Source organism: Roseibium porphyridii (assembly GCF_026191725.2).
GTDB lineage: Bacteria > Pseudomonadota > Alphaproteobacteria > Rhizobiales > Stappiaceae > Roseibium > Roseibium porphyridii.
In genome coordinates this window covers 1,895,264-1,912,908 of sequence record NZ_CP120863.1, presented here as the reverse complement: position 1 = coordinate 1,912,908, position 17,645 = coordinate 1,895,264, and the positions used below count along the sequence as shown (strand labels likewise).

General features: G+C 55.8%; 14 protein-coding genes. 10 read left to right on the top strand and 4 right to left on the bottom strand.

Features of this window, described 5'->3' with window-relative positions; all coding sequences use genetic code 11:
* Positions 1–14 precede the first annotated feature (14 nt).
* The 3 genes from K1718_RS08855 (at position 15) to K1718_RS08845 (ending at position 5,292) form a co-directional block, all read left to right on the top strand.
* The gene (locus K1718_RS08855) at positions 15–3,104 is read left to right on the top strand and encodes a PAS domain-containing hybrid sensor histidine kinase/response regulator (RefSeq protein ID WP_265683875.1); all 3,090 of its coding nucleotides are present in this window, start codon (positions 15–17) and stop codon (positions 3,102–3,104) included.
* The gene (locus K1718_RS08850) at positions 3,101–3,811 is read left to right on the top strand and encodes a response regulator (protein ID WP_265683873.1); all 711 of its coding nucleotides are present in this window, start codon (positions 3,101–3,103) and stop codon (positions 3,809–3,811) included. The genes K1718_RS08855 and K1718_RS08850 overlap by 4 nt, the downstream gene beginning before the upstream one ends.
* A gap of 479 nt (positions 3,812–4,290) precedes the next feature.
* A complete protein-coding gene (locus K1718_RS08845) occupies positions 4,291–5,292 on the top strand; it encodes a DUF1402 family protein (RefSeq protein ID WP_152500584.1) in 1,002 nt (333 codons plus the stop codon).
* 27 nt (positions 5,293–5,319) lie between these two features.
* Here K1718_RS08845 and K1718_RS08840 read toward each other — a convergent pair whose 3' ends face one another.
* Positions 5,320–5,958 (bottom strand): MBL fold metallo-hydrolase, encoded by a 639-nt coding sequence (locus K1718_RS08840; RefSeq protein ID WP_152504198.1) that lies wholly within the window; start codon positions 5,956–5,958, stop codon positions 5,320–5,322.
* Between the two features lie 213 nt (positions 5,959–6,171).
* On the opposite strand from K1718_RS08840, the gene K1718_RS08835 reads away from it, so the two are divergent.
* From K1718_RS08835 to K1718_RS08805, 7 genes are all read left to right on the top strand, one after another.
* The gene (locus tag K1718_RS08835; RefSeq protein WP_265683870.1) at positions 6,172–7,269 is read left to right on the top strand and encodes a DUF1176 domain-containing protein; all 1,098 of its coding nucleotides are present in this window, start codon (positions 6,172–6,174) and stop codon (positions 7,267–7,269) included.
* A gap of 214 nt (positions 7,270–7,483) precedes the next feature.
* Positions 7,484–8,344, top strand: a complete 861-nt coding sequence (locus K1718_RS08830) for a cold-shock protein (protein ID WP_274706380.1) — start codon at positions 7,484–7,486, stop codon at positions 8,342–8,344.
* A 159-nt stretch (positions 8,345–8,503) separates the two neighbouring features.
* Positions 8,504–9,028, top strand: coding sequence for a GNAT family N-acetyltransferase (locus K1718_RS08825; RefSeq protein WP_265683867.1), 525 nt, complete (start codon positions 8,504–8,506; stop codon positions 9,026–9,028).
* Entirely contained in the window at positions 9,025–9,873 is an 849-nt protein-coding gene (locus K1718_RS08820) for a 23S rRNA (adenine(2030)-N(6))-methyltransferase RlmJ (protein WP_265683865.1), read from the top strand. Before K1718_RS08825 ends, K1718_RS08820 begins: the two co-directional genes overlap by 4 nt.
* A 94-nt stretch (positions 9,874–9,967) precedes the next feature.
* The gene (locus K1718_RS08815) at positions 9,968–10,414 is read left to right on the top strand and encodes a hypothetical protein (protein WP_209006882.1); all 447 of its coding nucleotides are present in this window, start codon (positions 9,968–9,970) and stop codon (positions 10,412–10,414) included.
* A 28-nt stretch (positions 10,415–10,442) separates the two neighbouring features.
* On the top strand, positions 10,443–11,096 hold the full coding sequence (locus K1718_RS08810) for a ribonuclease T2 (protein WP_265683862.1): 654 nt from the start codon (positions 10,443–10,445) through the stop codon (positions 11,094–11,096).
* A 47-nt stretch (positions 11,097–11,143) separates the two neighbouring features.
* Positions 11,144–11,791, top strand: coding sequence for a glutathione S-transferase family protein (locus tag K1718_RS08805; RefSeq protein ID WP_265683860.1), 648 nt, complete (start codon positions 11,144–11,146; stop codon positions 11,789–11,791).
* A 108-nt stretch (positions 11,792–11,899) separates the two neighbouring features.
* On the opposite strand, the gene K1718_RS08800 is transcribed toward K1718_RS08805, so the two are convergent.
* The 3 genes from K1718_RS08800 to K1718_RS08790 all read right to left on the bottom strand — a co-directional run bounded on the left by K1718_RS08800 (position 11,900) and on the right by K1718_RS08790 (position 17,487).
* A complete protein-coding gene (locus tag K1718_RS08800) occupies positions 11,900–15,079 on the bottom strand; it encodes an efflux RND transporter permease subunit (protein WP_152500579.1) in 3,180 nt (1,059 codons plus the stop codon).
* A gap of 43 nt (positions 15,080–15,122) precedes the next feature.
* Positions 15,123–16,628 carry an efflux RND transporter periplasmic adaptor subunit gene (locus K1718_RS08795; protein ID WP_265683853.1) on the bottom strand — a complete coding sequence of 502 codons (1,506 nt, stop codon included), beginning with the start codon at positions 16,626–16,628 and terminating at the stop codon, positions 15,123–15,125.
* 187 nt (positions 16,629–16,815) lie between these two features.
* Complete coding sequence (locus tag K1718_RS08790) at positions 16,816–17,487, bottom strand: outer membrane protein (RefSeq protein WP_152500577.1); 672 nt, start codon at positions 17,485–17,487, stop codon at positions 16,816–16,818.
* Positions 17,488–17,645: the final 158 nt, after the last annotated feature.

The following is a 17,645-nucleotide window of genomic DNA, read 5'->3' as shown; positions in this document are numbered from 1 at the left end:
ACAAGGTGCGGGATATGACTGCAGACAGTTCAAACGATATCGTTGAAAATGAACCTGTTTCGGATCTGGGGTCACCTGCCGCCTCCCTCCAAGGGACGGGTGGCGACCAGCCGTCGTCCAGCATTCTTTTGGACGGTTTCGAGGCCCTTTCAGAAGGTGTCGCGCTCTGGGACCGCACCTGGCGTCTGATTTCCTCCAATGCAGTTTTTCGCGAACGCGTCTTTGAAAACGACACAAGACTGTTTTCGGTCCACAGAGGTTTCCAAGAGATTTTCACAGACCTAGTCGATCATGATTGCTTCGACATTCTAGCCGACACTGATCCAGGTCAGTTTGCCAATGATCTGCAAGAAAAAATGGCAAGTGATGGAAATGCCTACCTGCGTCACCGCGACGGCCGCGTACTGCAAGCAACCTCCAGCGAAACCAAGCAGGGCAATTTCCTGACCGAATTGCGGGAAGTTACCCGACCTCATTCACAGGACAAAATCGGCGAACATGTTTTGCTCGAAGCAATTGAGGCTTTCGATGAAGGCTTTGTGCTTTATGACAGTGACCGGCGCTTGGTATACGCAAACAGCCAGTATGCGAACATGCTTGGACCACACAAGGATGTTTTGAAACCAGGCACTCCCATGTCGGAAGTCATCCAGCGCGCCATGAGCGACGGCCACGTCACCATCATTCGAGGGCCAGCCGGCGGACCAGCGCAAATTTTTCGGACCCTCGATGAACTCGGCACCCTCAAAATCGACATTAAGGTAGCTGACGGCACGTACAGAGTTATCACGCTTACCCGCCTCAAGGGCGGCGGCGTCGTCGCAACCGTGCTCGATATCACTGAGCGCTTCAAAGCCGAACGTCTGTTTACCGACGTGGTCGCTCGCCTGCCGGTCGGGGTTGCCATTGAAAGCGCAGATGGCCGCTTCACACATTGCAACGAGGCCTTCGCCGCCCCTTTCCAACTAAGTGTCGACGAAATTCTCGCGCTGTCGGATGAGCAACGAATAGAAATTCTCGCCCACCACATCGCCACCGTTAAGGGACAGCCAGTTGGAAACGATGCTGCTGCACACTTCAGCAGGGCCGCTCAGGAACAGCGTCAAACGCTCGCGTCCATGGAGGTCAGTTTTAAAGATGGCCGCCATTTTTTTGTGGAACGGGCCGTCACTCAGGACGATGGCAGAGTGATCGTAGTAACCGACACGACTGCCTTGATCGAAGCGGAGGAGCTTAGTCTCTCTGTTCTAAACGATGCCATCCAGTCTCTGGATGAGGGCTTGGTGCTCTACGACGCTGACCTCAACTTCTCGATGGCAAACCGCGAATGGCATCGCATGTTTTTCAGCAACATACCCGCACCCGAAATTGGCGAGAATGTCGTCAGTATCATGCGGCGGCTGTTCAAAGCCGATGTGATGTGCATTCCAGAAGGCCTTGAAGAGGCCGCCTATATGGAAGAGCTCGAAAACACCATCCGCACCTATGAGAAAAAGATAACCCTGAAACTCGCAAACGGAGCAACACTGCTTGCTTCTGCGCACAAGACCGAACTGAACGGCTATCTGGTCTCCTTTATGGATGTCACGGAGCAGCTCCGCGCGGAAGAAGAACAACGCGAAGCCGATATGCTGCTGCGAAAGATCGTTGAAGCCTGTCCGGCGAATTTTCTAGTCTCCCGGGTCGACGACGGGAAGATCATCTATTGTCCACCTGCTTCCAGGGAACGCTTCGGCAATATCCAGACGACCCTCAGCTTCTTCTTGAAGCCGGAAGATCGCGAGGCGTATCTAAGAGCCCTGCTGCCAACGGGTCAACTTGACGACTATCGCGTCCAGTTCCGCAGAGCTGACGGATCCATCATGGAAGGTCTGACAGCTGCCAGGGTCACCGATTACAAGGGCGAGGATGTCATCGTCTCCTCCACCCGGGATATTTCCGATCAACTTGCCATGCAGGCTGAGCTTGAGCGTCAACGCGAACTTGTCCACCAAAACGAGAAACTCTCCGCACTCGGTGAACTTCTTGCAGGTGTTGCACATGAACTCAACAATCCACTTTCTGTAATTTCCGGCTACGCCCAGATGCTTCAGGGCAAGATCTCCGACCCAATTCAGGCAGGTCGCGTTGACCTGATCTGCCAGTCCGCAGAACGGGCGACAAAAATCGTTCGAACGTTCTTGTCCATGGCGCGTCGCAGGCCAGCGAGGGTCGAGCTCTGTTCCGTCAACGACGTGCTGGCCATCGTCCTCGAAGTCTCAAGCTACGGACTAACGTCCAGCGGTACGATCCTAACAAGCACACTCGACCAGAGCGTGCCGCCGGTTTCTGGCGATTTCGATCAGCTGGCACAGGTCTTCAGCAATCTCATCACGAACGCAAAGCAAGCCGTTCAACCTCTTGGACATGCGGGCAAGCTCTCCGTCCGGACACGTTTCGAGGCAGGATCGAAGCGGGTGGTCGTCGACGTTGAAGACAATGGGCCAGGTATCCCTCCGCATCTTCAAAAGCGCATTTTTGAGCCCTTCTTCACGACCAAGGATGTCGGCAAGGGCACGGGGGTCGGCCTCGCGTTTAGTCATCGCATCGTCGCCAACCATGACGGAAAACTTGTGTTGAAATCAGCTCCGGGAAAAGGAACACGATTTTCCGTCAAATTGCCCGCCGTGACGGACCAAACGGAAGCCAACAAGGCGCGTGTCAAAGAGGAAGTTGCCCCTGGGAATTTCTCGGTTCTCATTGTTGAGGACGATGTTGGCGTTGCTCAACTTCTCTACGATATTCTGAAAGAAGAGGGGTACAACACAACGAAGGGTGTCTCTCCAAGAGAAGCACTACGGAAGGCAGAGGCTCAGTCTTACGATGCCATTCTGTGCGATTATAAAATGCCCGGCATTAACGGCGCGGAATTTTTCTACGCGTTGGAAGTCATCGCACCGGAAGCGGCCCAACGGGTGGGTTTTGTCACAGGAGACACTATGAGTGACAAAATTCAGCGCTTTTTCAGCTCGACCGGATGTCCACATATCGAAAAGCCCATCGCAAAGGAAGATCTCCTTCTGCTGTTGAAACAGATTGTTGAACAAAGAAAGAAAACTACATGAGCGAGGACTGTCGCGAGATCATAATCTGTGATGACGAGGCACCGCTGAGAAGAATGCTGAGCGATCATCTAAGTGAGTGTGGCTATCTTATCCGACAAGCTGAGGACGCCGCGTCCTTGTTCGTTCTGATGAATGAGCGGGAACCGGATCTCGTGTTGCTCGATGTCAAAATGCCAGGCAAGGACGGGCTGACAGCTCTGCGCGAATTGAGAAAAACGTCTGTTGTCCCTGTTCTCATGCTGACGGCCGCAGGTGAACTGGTCGACAAGATCCTCGGCTTGGAATTCGGCGCCGATGATTATCTTGTAAAGCCGGTCGATCTTCGTGAGCTTCAAGCGCGGATCAAGGCGACAATTCGTCGAAATGAAATCGGCCAAGGAGCGAAGGACAAGTCCAAAGCACCTGAAGGAGCGGTGCAATTCGGGCCCTGTCGACTTGATGTTGATAGCGCTCGTCTGTTTGGGCCTGATGGCAATGAAGTAACCATTACTGCCATGGAGTTCCGTCTGTTACGTGTATTTGCGGCCAACCGTGGACGGATACTCAATCGGGACCAGCTGCTTGAACAGGCACATGACAAGGCTTGGGAGCCTTTCGACAGATCCATCGACCTGCGAATTTCGCGCATCCGGCGAAAAATCGAACCCAATCCGGATAAGCCGGAAATCATTCGAACAGTTCGAGGCGTTGGTTACATTTTCGACTGACAAGCCAACGAATGCAGACGATCGTTCGAAGTGGTGACAGATCATGCAGACAAGACATTCAAATCAACCTTCGTGACGGACCAACAGAAACCGAAGACAGCGGCTGGTCTAGGCAAGGCCTAGGCTAAGTACAGCTCTGAAAACGGCTTGGTCTATTTCACTAAGAGGCGTGTTCATAACTCACCTGTGATCCCACCTCTCCATGGAGGTGCACTAGTGTCGTTGATGGGGGGGTGATCGGACTGATCGCAGGATTCCGAAACCTTGTGATAGTCATCACTTCTTTGTTGATGTCCCCGACTTAGAAAAGCGTACCGCTTGCATCTTGTATGTGGCGGTGCTTTTTTCTGGGGGCAATCTGAAAAATGAGTTATTTACAGTCGCGCTCAGCGAACTATGTGAAACCGTTATGGTTCGAGGCGCTGCCGGGTTCTGTTCGGCGAAACATTAACAACAACGTCAATCGCAGAGCGATCACAATGTGCAGGAAGACCGGCCCGCTAAGGTTCACATCCAGACTGGCGACAGGATGCCTTGCATTGGCGTTGCTATTTAACCCGGTGTCGACACACCTGATGCCGGTGGTCGAAGCGCAGGCCCAATCCGTGCGCGCGGTCCCCGAGGGAAACAGATACAAGTCCCAACCCAAGATCCCGTTTGCTTCCTCCCGCCGCACCAATGCGTCCAAATCCAGCTACGATGCCAAGTTCAACAAGGTCTTGTCGGTTCTCAAGCGCGACCGCCGGCTGTTAGGTTCCATCAAGCGCGTGTCCAAGCGCTACGGCATAGACCCAATCCATCTCATCGGCGCGATTGTCGGCGAACACACCTACAATTACGACACACTCGACAGCGCTCAATCGTACTACGTCAAGGCGCTCGCCTATGCCGGCATCAGGTTCGAGTTCGAATTGAATGGCGAGCATGTCGACACATTTGTCGAACGGCCACAGTTTGAGCGCTGCAGCAAGGACCACATTCAAAAGAGCAGCGACAGGCGCTGGTCCTGCTATGAGAATGTCTGGAACAGCAAGTTTCGTGGCCGCAGGGTTGATGGCGTTCGGTATCCGAAGAAGAACTTCAACGAAGCGTTTTTTCAGCCGCTGTTTTCAGGTCAGAGTTTCGGGCTGGGTCAATTGAGCCCACTCACCGTTCTCAAGATGACCGACCGAGTTGCCCGTCAGAGCAACTATCGCAAGCTCGAAGCTTCCAAGCCGAAGGAAGTCTATAAGGCCACCATGGATCCGAATATCTCGCTCCACTACATGGCGGCGATCATTCAGGACGCGATTGCAGCTTATAAATCCGTTGGCAAAGTCGACATCTCGAACAATCCGGGCCTGACGGCGACCCTCTACAATCTCGGCGACCCCTGGAGCCGGGCTGCCAAGTTCCGCAGAACCGGAAGATCCTGGCCCCGCGAGAACTATTATGGCTGGCTGGTCAACGATCGCATCGATGACCTTCGGGCTTTGCTCTGACAACCCAATCTTAGACAGTGTGTCGAACTAGGTCAGAAACGGATTTGTTTCCCGTTCCTGTCCCAGTGTCGATGCCTGGCCGTGGCCGGGCAAGAACGAGACATCGTCACCGAGCGGCAGCAGTTTTTCCTGAATGGATTTGATCAAGGTCGCATGATCGCCTCCAGGCAGATCGGTTCTGCCGATCGAACCTGCAAAGAGCACATCGCCGGAGATGGCGAACCGCAGTTCCTTGTCGAAGAAAACCAGATGACCGGGCGAATGACCCGGGCAATGCAGAACATCGAATGTCCTTCCGGCAATTTCGATCTGATCACCTTCCACCATCCATCGATCCGGCATAACCGGTTTGACGCCATCCACACCGAATTGCACAGCCTGGTCGGAGATCCTGTCTATCAGCGGCTGGTCGGCTTCGTGAGGGCCCTCGACAGGCACACTCAGCGCAGCAGCAAGGTCAGCTGCGCCGCCCACATGGTCTATGTGACCGTGAGTGAGCACAATTTTTTCGACGCTGACACCCTGCTTTTCAATTGCAGCCTGAATGCGCTCGACATCGCCACCAGGGTCCACCACAGCACCTTTCATCGTCGCCGGATCCCAGATCAGCGAGCAGTTTTGCTGAAACTGTGTGACGACAATAACCATGACCTGGATCGGCGGCATCTCGTCACCGTCCTGGCCGTCGGGTCCATTTTCTTCTTGCGACAAAACCGCCTCCTCTCGTGAAACCCAAGTTCCGGCATTATAAGTAATACGGGACAACACAGGCCGTTATTAGGAATATGATCATAAGCGGCTTCACCTTGCCGCAAGCATTTCGTACAAGAAGACAAGACCGCTGAGAAGACGGCAGCCACAATCGGGTATCCGAACCATATGAAGCGAAGACTATTAACACTGCTGATAACAACGGCGGCAGCCCTTGTCCCCGCCTCGGCGGGAATGGCGCAGCCCGGCAGAACGGCTCCCAGTTTTGAAGGCTGGACCGTTGACTGCGGCAATACGGGTGTGTGTTTTGCGTCCTCCTTTACCAGGTCCCAATCCGTCTGGGTGGATGTTCGGATCGTTCGTGATTGGCAAGCAGAGGCCCAACCTCTGGTGCGTCTGACGACCAACACGGAGCTGCCTCAGGACGGAACACTACAGTTTGAAGTTGATGGAGGCGTTATTGAGGCGCTGCCGATCGAGCAACTGCGCGAGATGCAGACCGCAGTGACACCTCCTGCAGGCTTCCGCCCGCTCGGCGGTGAAGGTTTCTGGTATCCGACGGGCCCTGCCACAGTGACATTGCTGGAGGCCATGCGTTCCGGCCGGGAACTGACAATTCAATTGCCCCCCGTGGGAGATGCAGATCCCGTTGCTGTCCCTGTTCCCTTGCAAGGCCTGAAGGCCAGCTTGCTCTGGCTCGACAATCGGCAGGATCGTACCGGCACCGTTGCCGCAATCATCTCAAAGGGCGATGAGCCTGCCAAAGATGCTCCGCATGCAGTCCCGGTCGTCAGCGCAGATCAATTGCCGCCGGAAGTCGCCGCCGTTTGGTCCGCCAACAGGCTGTGCTCCGAAATTGACCCGACAATTTTCGCGAGCCTCAACGCCGTCCGCGTGCCTCTTGAAGACACGTCATCGCTTTATATTATTCCGTGCGGCGCACCCACCGCCATAAACAGTCCCTATGTTGCCGTGCTCTCTGGCAAGGACGGAGCCGCGCGTCAGGTGCATGTCGCTCGCATGTCTGAAAAGGGGCCGATTGCATCGGATCTGATCTACAACGCAAGATGGATCCCGGCAGATCAGCAACTTATAAGCTACTTTAAGGGCTCCGGCGTCGGCGAATGCGGGCTCTGGAACCGGTGGAGCTGGAACGGAACAGGACTGGTGCTGCTGGAAGAAGCGACACGAAAAACCTGTGACGGTACACCCCCGGACTTGTCCAATTGGTCAAACACCTGGCCGACCAAAAACGCCTCCAATTAGGCCGTGGACCAAGGAATTTCTTGCGATTTTGCCTCTCTCGCCCTTATGATGATGACGCAGCGGCTGGAGAGGGATGCGGCAGGTGTGTTTCAGCCCTATCCCAGAATGTTGAACAGACGTACCGGGTGCGTCTTGGCGAAGTGACTCGACTGTGAAGGCGGGTGAGATTGGGTGTGATGTGTCGGTGCGGCACAGAAATTAAGGTGATTTAGTAATGCACGATGGCGATTCGGACCGGCGGTCGCGTGGTCGACGCGGCGGCAAACGCGAGTTTGGCGGTCCGCAAGACTTCGGCAGTGATTTTGGCGGAAGCGACTTCGGTGGCGATTATGGCGGTGGCCGCAGCGGAGGTTACCGGGGCGGACGTGACAATGATTTTGGTGGCGGCTACGGCCGCGACAATAGGGATGGCGGATATGGCGGCGGCCGTGGCGGATACGGCGGCGGCGGTGACCGAGACGGTGGTTACGGCGGTGGGGGCCGCGGTGGCTACGGCGGCGGTGGTGATCGCGAAGGCGGCGGCGGACGCGGCGGTTACGGTGACCGTGATGGCGGCGGTGGTCGTGGTGGCTATGGCGGCGGCGGTGGTCGTGGTGGCTATGGCGGCGGCGGCGGCCGTGGCGGATACGGCGGCGGCGGTCGTGAAGGCGGCGGCTACGGCGGTGGTGGTCGTGATGGCGGTGGTTACGGCGGTGGTGGCCGGGACGGCGGCTATGGCGGTGGTCGTGGCGGATACGGCAATCGTGAAGGTGGTGATGGCGACGGCTTCCGTCAACAGCGCCCTCGCGGAGATGGCCCACCGGTTGAACGCGGCCCACGCCAATCTGGCACCGTAAAATTCTTCAAGACGGACAAAGGCTTCGGCTTTATCACACCTGATGAAGGCGACGCGGATGTGTTCGTCCATATTTCAGCGGTGGAACGCTCCGGTATGGCTTCGCTGGACAGCGGGCAACGGATTTCGTTTGAAACCGAACCCGACCGTCGTGGCAAAGGACCGAAAGCGGTGAACCTGCAGGTCGTGGAAGAGGACGGCGGACCCTCGGAAGACGACAGCGCACCTGTCGAGGAATAGACTTCCGATCACGGTTTAACTGCACAGACATGAACAATCTAAGGGCGCAGCGTTGCTGCGCCCTTGTCGTTTTCCGGCCTCAGAATGGACTTCTTCAATAACCATAGGTACGGCCTTTCGGCCGAATACCCTCGTTAACTTATCTGACAAGAACCACCAATGGACAATGAAATCACGCCAGTCCGGGTCCGCCCATTTCTACCCGGGGACCTTGGAACTCTGCTTCCACTGAACAATGCTGCAGCGCCAGGTGTGAGCGCACTGAGCGCAGAAGCGATGCTGGACTTGATCAACAGCGCGTTGATCAATCTTGTGGCGGAAATCGACAACGCACCAGTAGGCCTTCTCCTGTGCATGGGCGATGGTGCCGACTACAGCAGCCCAAACTATGTCTGGGTAAGCGAACGCTTTTCCAGTTTTGCCTATATCGACCGCATCTTCGTTGACGAAACACTGCGAGGCCGAAAAATTGGAGACGCGCTCTATGCGGAACTTTTCCGGCATTTCGCCGGGACGGGACGTTCATTCCTGTGCGAGGTCAATGAGCGCCCACCGAACCCGGGTTCCTTGCGGTTTCACGGACGCCTCGGTTTTCAGGAAGTCGGCAAAGCGGATCACACAAACACTGCCGTTATCTACATGAAACGGGATCCGGAGCCTTCTCCAGGAGAAGGTGCTCAATGAACTACCGTCACGCCTACCATGCTGGAAACATTGGCGATGTGCTCAAACACATCGTATTGACCAGGTTGATCGTCTATTTTCAACGCAAGGACAAGCCGTTCAGGGTCCTGGACACCCACGCCGGGATTGGCCAGTACGATCTGAACTCGAAAGAGACCCAGAAAACGGGTGAATGGAAGCAAGGGATCGGGAAAGTCCTTGCGGCAGATGCACCTGCTTCAGTTGAAACTCTTATAGCCCCCTGGCTCGACGTGGTCCGCGATCTCAATCCGAGTGGTGACCTGACGATCTATCCAGGGTCACCCGGCCTCACGCGGCAATTGTTGCGAAAGACTGACCGGTTGAGCCTGACTGAACTGCATCCGGCTGACTTCAAAACACTGTCCGCCCACTTTGAAGGAGACTTTCAGGTCAAGACAATTCATCTCGATGGTTGGATGGCCATGGGAAGTTTTCTGCCGCCAAAAGAGAAACGGGGCTTTGTTCTGGTCGATCCGGCATATGAAGCAACCGATGAATTTGATCGCATGACACAGGCAGTAAGCAAGGCTTATCGGAAGTGGGCGAGTGGAACCTATGCGCTCTGGTATCCAATGAAGGATGCAAAAGCGATCAACCGAATGCACGAAGCTTTTGAAGCATCCGGTATCAGCGACGTGCTCGCAATAGAACTGAATGTCGGGAAAAGCGGCCCTGATACACGAATGCTCGGATCCGGGATGACGTTGATCAACCCGCCATTCACTCTTGCGGATGAAATGCGGGTTCTGCTGCCGTGGCTGTGTGACATTCTGCGTCAAGGGCCTGGAACAAGCTGGCAAGTCAAACAGGTGATCGCCGAATAATTGCGCCATAGGGCACTTTTGCTCCTATCGGCGCTTGACGTTGCACCTCTGCTCGCCCATCGTCTCCACTCAGTTTGCCTTCGGAGTTATTGCCGTGCGTATTGCCCGTTCCGCCCGTTTGATCCTGTCTGTCATGACCGCCTGCGCAAGCCTGGCCACCCCCGTGGTTGCCGACGAGCACCGCGCCTATTTTTCCTTTGGCGGTGAGCCTCGGCTTCCAGACTGCACAGCAGGTTCCGTTCAAAGCGCAGTTGCCGGTTCCGTTGCAAAGGCAAGGAAAGATTACTACGGCGGCCGCACGATCCTCAGCATCGATGAGATCACGGAAGTCGCCTATCGGGCCAACGACGTCAGTCCCCTTGCACGCCGCTTCTGTCGCGGCAAGGCAAGCCTTTCCGACGGCAGCTATCAATCCGTTCATTACATGGTTGAAGAACACGCCGGTTTCGTCGGCGTGAGCTGGAACGTGGAAGCCTGCCTTGCACCGTTGGACAAATGGCGCGTCTACGGAGCATATTGCAGCACCGCGCGTCCACACTGACGCGATCACCTGCGGCAAAGGACAATTCATGGCGCTGATCAGCCGCGCATTGGGCTTTTGTGCATGTCTGATGGCAGCCAGCCTACAGTCGTTTTCGTCGCTCGCCGACCAGGCGGGTGAGTTCGATTTCTATGTCCTGGCGCTGTCCTGGTCGCCCACCTACTGCAAACAGGAAGGCGAAGACGCGAACCCCCATCAATGTGATGTCCGCAACCCTTTCCGGTTCGTCGTGCATGGCCTTTGGCCCCAATATGAAAACGGCTATCCATCTTCCTGCCCGGGCGTACGCCAAAGGATCGATCGACAAATCGCAGTTGATATGGAAGACATCATGCCCAGCCATGGACTTGTTTTTCACCAGTGGCGCAAGCACGGTACATGCTCAGGTCTGGAGCCTGATGAGTACTTCGACCTGACCCGCGATGCATATGAAAAAATCACCATTCCCGGGGCGTTTGAAAACCTGAACAAGCGCGGCAAGGCGGCACCGGCAACTGTCGAGAAGGCTTTCAGACTTGCCAATCCTGGTCTCAAGGAAGACGGTATGGCCGTCACCTGTTCAAGGGGCGAATTTGAAGAAATCCGCATCTGCCTGACCAAAGATCTCGCTTTCAGATCCTGTGCAGCTGTCGACCGCAGAGGCTGTCGCAACGGAAAACTCGCTGTTCCGGCACCGCGCTAACCGCATCCGAAAACGCTTTACCTGTCCAATTCTGAGGAAACACCGTCATGAAATTGCGTTCTTCACCGCCTTCACCGTTTGGCCGGAAGGTGAAACTGGCTGCGGCACTCCTTGGATTGAAGGACAAGATCCAGATGGAAGACGCAAACACCGCGGATCCATCCGACAGTCTTCGCAGCCAGAACCCACTCGGCAAGATCCCGGCACTGATCCTGGACAATGGCGATGTGCTCTATGACAGCGCTGTTATCGTGGAATATCTCGACCACCTGGCAGGAGGCGGCAAACTGCTGCCTCAAGGCGATACCCGGTTCACCGTTCTCCGCGACCAGACACTGGCTGACGGCATTATGGATGCCGCGTTGCTGAGGGTTTACGAAAAGCGCTTTAAGGATCCAAAGTACCGGGACCCTGCCTGGGACGCCTATCAGGGAGCAAAGGTCGAGCGTGGCCTGGCACATTTTGAAACCAAAACACCACCCGCCCCATCTTCCGCAAACCATGTCACAGTTGCTGACCTGACGCTCGCCTGTGCGCTCGGATATCTCGATATGCGTTTCAACGGCGACTGGCGGTCAAGCTGTCCGAACCTGGTTGCCTGGCTAAGCGCTTTTGAAAAGGCTGTCCCTGCATTCGCAGACACGAAGCAACCCGCCTCGCCTGTTCCCGACAACGCACCGGCCCTCCTGCAATAAGAGTTGCTGGACTGGAAACAAAAAAAGTTTGTTTCCAGATGCTTTTCCACCCACGGGACCCGAGGCCGGTTAGGCTGTCGAACACTGCCCTATTACACAGAGACAGACCTATGTTCCTCCGCCGGACAATGGACGTCGGCCACGGATTTTCAAAAGCCGGCGTCCGCTTGAAACAGACTTGCCGAAATCGTTCTGCAAAGCCAAAAGCGTTGGCACCAGCAGGATCACGAGGAAAAGGCCGACACCGAGCCCATAAGCCAGGGTAATGACGGTCGGCTTCAGGAACAGGGCCTGACGACTCGTTTCGAACAGCAGTGGCGCAAGTCCGAAAACGGTGGTTGCGGTCGTCAACACGACTGCCCGCAATCGATCGCACACCCCTTGCACCAGAGCCTGCCGGAACGGATGGTTCTTGGCGTATTCATCGATTGTCGTGACAAGCACGATACTGTCGTTGATGATGATGCCGGACATGCCGATGAACCCGACAACGGAGAACATCGACAGCGGCAACCCGTGCAAATAGTGCCCCCAAAGCATACCGATTGCGCCGAACGGGATGATGATCATGATCATCAGCGGTCGTGTCCAGCTCTCAAAAATCCAGCAAAGCGTCAGATAAATCCCGGCCAGACAGAGCGCAAACCCCAGCACGGCATCTGACAGGAAAGACCGTTCCTGTTCAGCCAAACCGCTCATCTCGCTTTCGACATCAAAATCCGATGCGAGTTGAGGCAACAATTCGCTTTCCAGAATGCTTGTGACCCGAGCCGCAGCCTCCGGATCGTCCTCAGAAACATCGCCGGTCACTCTTAGAGTGCGCAGACCGTCGCTCCGCCGGACAGATGCAAATCCGTAGCTGCTGTCCACATTGACGATTTCACTGAGCGAGACATAGGTGCCGGAATTGGTGCGAATGCGTGTATTGTATAGAAACGACGCATCGGTCTCGTCATCGGGCATCAGTACCTTGACCTTGGCAGTTCGGCGACCGATAGGAAATTCTGCAACTTCAATGCCTTCCAGCCTATTGCGCAGCATCTGGGCAACATCATCCGTGGTGAACCCCAGCGCTTCTCCGCGCGGCGTCAGTGTCAGGCTAAGTTCGGGCTTGTCATAGGCGAGCGTATCTTCAAGTGCACTGACCCCTTCCATGGGGGCAAGCGCCTGCTTCAGGAACTCTGCTGCCGCCTTTAGGTTTTCCGTGGAAGATCCATAGAGCTTGACGTCAATCGCGTCTCCACCCGGTCCGGACCGCTCCCCTCGCAAGGCCAGCGTTTCCAGAAGCGGCGGTCGCTGGATTTCTTCACGCCAGTCTCCAATAAACTGAAACGCGGAGTACGGCCGTAGATCCGGATCCAGAAGTTCGATGGAGATCCCGCCGAGCTGATCGACGTCTTTGGAATCTGCGCCGCTCAAACCACGCCCGGCAGTCCCTCCGACCGTGGAAAGTGCGAAGACAACCGGTTCCGTGCCGTATTCTTCCTGATATCGCGTATTTACGACATCAAGTGCTCGCTCCAATTCAGCGATCATCGCCTTGGTGTCTTCCCGTTCCGTTCCGGGCATCATGGCAATGCTTGCAGACACCACAGCCCGTTCCGGCGCATTGAAGAAGCGCCACCTGACGCTTCCATCAACAAACAACGTCAGGGACAACAACAGAACCATCACAGCAAACCCGATAGCTGGGTAGCGGACCGTGATCAACCAATCGACAAATCGGCGGAACAGGTTCTCGCGAAACCAGACAAAGCCGCGGTTGAACCACCGGTTCGGCAGATCGTACCAATGGGTCTTTTTGCTGGCCGACAAGGCATGGTTCATATGAGCCGGCAGGATCAGAAAGCTCTCGACAAGGCTGGCAACCAGAACAACTGCGACCGTAAACGGAATGTCCGCAATCAAGGTACCGAACCGGCCACCGATCGCGGTCAGCCCGACAAATGCAATCAGGGTGGTGATTGACGCGCTGAATACCGGGGCTGTCATCCGGCGAGCTGCAAGACTGGCTGCTTCCGCAGGCGGATAACCGCGTCTGTGCAGTGAATCTGCGTGTTCACCGACCACAATTGCATCGTCCACGACAATGCCGAGACAGATGATCAGCGCAAAAACGGACACCATATTGAGTGTCAGGCCGAACGCATACATCAGCCCGATGGTTGCCGCCATGGCAACCGGTATGCCCGCCGCCACCCAGAACGCGGTTCGCGAAGACAGAAATAGAAACAGGAACGCAAGCACCAGGGACAAGCCAAAGATGCCGTTCTCGACCAGAATATTCATCCGGTCGATAATGTTTTGCGAACGGGTCCGGGTCAGTTGCACCTCGACACCATTCGGCAAGGTCTCCTGAAACTCCGCGGTTATTCTCTCAACATCCCGCTGAATGGAGATGGTGTCACCCTGTGCGCTTCTGTCGACACGCAGCACTACTGCCGGCATGCCCTTGTGATAGTAGGCACGGCCACTTTCCACGCCTTCTGTAACGATCTCCGCAACGGAACGCAGCTGTAGTTTTTCACCCTGCGAGGGCGCTTTCAGGACAATTTCACCGAGGTCCTGTTCGCTTCGCCGTGTCTGGCCTGTCCTGAGCCGGGCACCACCGCCACTGACGTCACCGGCTGGCGTCGTTTCCATTTCCGCCTCAACAACATCGGCGATCTCACGAAGGGTCATATCGTGGCGGACCAGCATGTCCTCGCCGACATTGACCCTGATAATTGGATTGGCCAGCCCCTGAATGGAGACCCGCGTTACACCCTGGCGAAAGAGAGTCGTCTGCAAATCCTCTGCGAACCGTGCCAGCTGGTCGATATCAACCGGTCCGAAAATCACAACGTCGGTCACCCTGTCGCGATAAACGCCACGAGTCACCACCGGCTCCTCGATTCCTTCGGGCAAGCTGGAACGGGCCTGGTCGACGGCGGCCTTAACATCGTCGGTCGCCTGCCCCATGTTCCAGTCGTCTTCGAATTCCAACTCGATGCTGACTGTGCCCTCACGGGCAACGGACGTTGCTTCGTCCACGCCGTTGATGGCAAGAAGCTGAGGGCCGAGTATTTCCACGACGGATTGATCGAGATCTTCCGGCCCGGCACCAGGCCAGTTGATCTCCACGTCGACTTCTTCGCGCACAAAATCTGGAAAGAACTGGGTTCTGATCTGCGTGCTGGCTGCTATCCCGGCCAAAAGCATGAGGAGAAGCAACAGGTTTGCTGCCGTCCGGTGACGCACCATGTAATCCAGAAACGACGCAAATCTCGGTCCACCGGGTGAACGCATTTCAGGTCACTCCACTCAAGTCATCAGCTCCGAAGACACGCCTTTATCCGCTGCGACCGCGCCTTTGCTCCAATCGGTCGACAAGGTCCTTTGGCACCATCGGTTGGTTCAAAAGCGCCAACAGACGGGCCTTGCGGTTCTCCGGTATGTTGGATTCGTTCAGTTGAGCAATCAGCGCTGCGCGCCGTTCCGGATCCAGGGCGACCAGATCGTCCGAGTTGCGCTCATCATTTGACGGCGACGCCTTGGCGACAGCAGGGCCTTCCGGCTGGTTTGTGCTTCCATCGGTGTCTCTTGGGGAGACCTTCAATCCGGTGCCCAATTGTGGAAGGCGCTCTGTTACATATTTTTCGCCAAACGGAACATTTGCCAACACAACATCTTCACGCATGCGACGAAGAACTTTGGCCTGAATCTCTTCAATCCTGTCGCCTTCGCCGATTATCAACAGTCTGCCATCTTCGGTCACCGCACCTGCCGGCACCACCGCTACGCGGTTCAGTTCTGGTTCCTGGATCTCGACTTTCACAAAATCACCCGGACGCAGCACGGCACCCGGCTCAATTTCAAGTGTTGCAAACAACGTCCGGCCAGCTTCCCCTTCAGAAACAACCGCAGCCGCACGGTCGATATTGCCCGGAACGACGATTGAGCGCCCACCGAGCTGCAACGTCACTGACACGGGCGCTTTGATCAGTTTGCCGCGTTCATCCAGAAGTCTGGCAAATTCGCTGGTGGAAACGGAAAACTTCACTTCCAGGGCAGTTGGATCGATCAGCACAGCAAGAGTTTCCGACGGGCTGACACGACGCCCCAGGGTCGCATCGACTTCCGACAGATAGCCATAGAAAGGCGCAGTGAGGGTCGTTTCATCCAGAACACGCTGCGCATCATTCAGCGCAATCTGAGCCCGTTTCACAGTCAGATCCATGCGCTCGATGCGTTTGCGCGCGGTAATAACGGACTGCAGACGGTTGCTCAGCGACTGTTCAAGAGAGGCAACACCCAGCTCTTCGGTCTCAACCTGAACGGCCGTCGAATAGCCCTTGTCCTTGAGCTGCTGTTGACGCTCCAGTGCCTGTCTGCGCAGTGCAAGCTGGCGGCGTGCTGCTTCCAGCTCCTGTTCAGCGCCGACAATTGCTTCCTCAGCCTCGGCCTTCTGCGCCTCTGCGTCAGCCAGCGCGGCTTCAGCGTCCAGGAACAGAAATTCCGCATTTGCCGGATCAATCTTGAGAAGCAACTCACCTTCGGCAACAGCAGCGCCATCGCGGAACTTGCTCGCAACATTTACCAGGCGGCCTTCAGAACTCGCCCTTAGCTGCAGGCTGCGCCAGCTTTCAACCTGGCCAAATGCAGTCGTCAACGGCGTGACGGTTTGTGGTGCGAGTTCACTTACATTGACTGAATAGATGCGCTCTCGAGCCGGTCTCTGACGGGTGGTTTCTTCCGCCGTAAGGGCATCATAAAACTGATAGGCGCCGTATCCGGCAAACCCGACCATAATCGCCATCAATGCCAGACCAATAAGCCCGCGCATCAAAAACCGCATTCATCTCTCCACCAAAAACATCGTCCCTGCCATGAATGCAGGCACGGACATTGCCGCAGCACTTAGTACAATATCAGTCTAATACCATGGTTGTGGGGCTAAATTCTGAAAAGCTTGTAACCGCTTGTAACAAAGAACCCGGCACCTTCCGGCGCCGGGTTGAATGCTGTCAATTCTGAAGCTGGGCTTAAAACTTGTAGCCCAGTCCGAGTCGGACCTGAGAATTGCTGAATTCCGAGCTGACGCCGGTGCCATTCAGATTGAAATCCTGGCTGCCGAAATCCTGATAAGAATAGTCGAGGCGCGCGCTGACATTGTTGGTAATGGCTGCTTCGCCGCCCGCACCCAGGGTCCAGCCAAGAGCCGTTTTGTTGTCGCTGTCGCCATTCCCGGAAAGCTCCAGATCGGCGATTGCCAGACCGCCGGCACCATAGACCAGATAACGATCAAAGGCATAACCGACACGGCCGCGGATGTTGGAATTCCAGCTGGACTTGGATTCCAGCGTCAGACCGCCGTTTGTACGTGAATCTTCAAGGCTTGTGAGACTGAAGTCCGCTTCGGCACCGAGGACCACATTGGGCGTGATCTGATAATTGTAGCCGGTGTAAAGACCACCGCTTATGCCATTTGCACTGGTGTCCAGGCTGGCACTACCGCTGGTGTTGTTGTCGAAGTTTCCGAAAGCCCAGCCGAGATTGCCGCCGACATAAAGCCCGGTCCAGTCGATGCTCTGCTGTGGGGCAGGAACCGCCTCGTAGGCTGGTGCCGGCGATTGCGGCAGATCCGCAGCCCAAACCGGGGCGGTTCCAGCCGTTGCGGCAGTCAGGGCCAAGCCTGCAATTGCAAGACGTTTCATTGATGGTACTCCAGATCCACATATCCATGTTTGGTGGCCAAAAACAGTCGACCACACGGAACAGAACGAGGTATTACCGCGTCCTCACTCGCCCCCTGCGGTGAGATATGGAGAGCGTTTGTGGCGGATCGGGATTGAGAATTGGGAGTTTTGATGAC

Bases quoted from the DNA above. Each gene is read 5' to 3' on its own strand.
- K1718_RS08830 (WP_274706380.1), top strand. From the start codon at position 7,484: ATGCACGATGGCGATTCGGACCGGCGGTCGCGTGGTCGACGCGGCGGC.
- K1718_RS08835 (WP_265683870.1), top strand. From the start codon at position 6,172: ATGAAGCGAAGACTATTAACACTGCTGATAACAACGGCGGCAGCCCTT.
- K1718_RS08855 (WP_265683875.1), top strand. From the start codon at position 15: ATGACTGCAGACAGTTCAAACGATATCGTTGAAAATGAACCTGTTTCG.
- K1718_RS08800 (WP_152500579.1), bottom strand. From the start codon at position 15,079: ATGCGTTCACCCGGTGGACCGAGATTTGCGTCGTTTCTGGATTACATG.
- K1718_RS08790 (WP_152500577.1), bottom strand. From the start codon at position 17,487: ATGAAACGTCTTGCAATTGCAGGCTTGGCCCTGACTGCCGCAACGGCT.
- K1718_RS08805 (WP_265683860.1), top strand. From the start codon at position 11,144: ATGAAATTGCGTTCTTCACCGCCTTCACCGTTTGGCCGGAAGGTGAAA.
- K1718_RS08850 (WP_265683873.1), top strand. From the start codon at position 3,101: ATGAGCGAGGACTGTCGCGAGATCATAATCTGTGATGACGAGGCACCG.
- K1718_RS08845 (WP_152500584.1), top strand. From the start codon at position 4,291: ATGTGCAGGAAGACCGGCCCGCTAAGGTTCACATCCAGACTGGCGACA.
- K1718_RS08825 (WP_265683867.1), top strand. From the start codon at position 8,504: ATGGACAATGAAATCACGCCAGTCCGGGTCCGCCCATTTCTACCCGGG.
- K1718_RS08810 (WP_265683862.1), top strand. From the start codon at position 10,443: ATGGCGCTGATCAGCCGCGCATTGGGCTTTTGTGCATGTCTGATGGCA.
- K1718_RS08840 (WP_152504198.1), bottom strand. From the start codon at position 5,958: ATGCCGCCGATCCAGGTCATGGTTATTGTCGTCACACAGTTTCAGCAA.
- K1718_RS08820 (WP_265683865.1), top strand. From the start codon at position 9,025: ATGAACTACCGTCACGCCTACCATGCTGGAAACATTGGCGATGTGCTC.
- K1718_RS08795 (WP_265683853.1), bottom strand. From the start codon at position 16,628: ATGCGGTTTTTGATGCGCGGGCTTATTGGTCTGGCATTGATGGCGATT.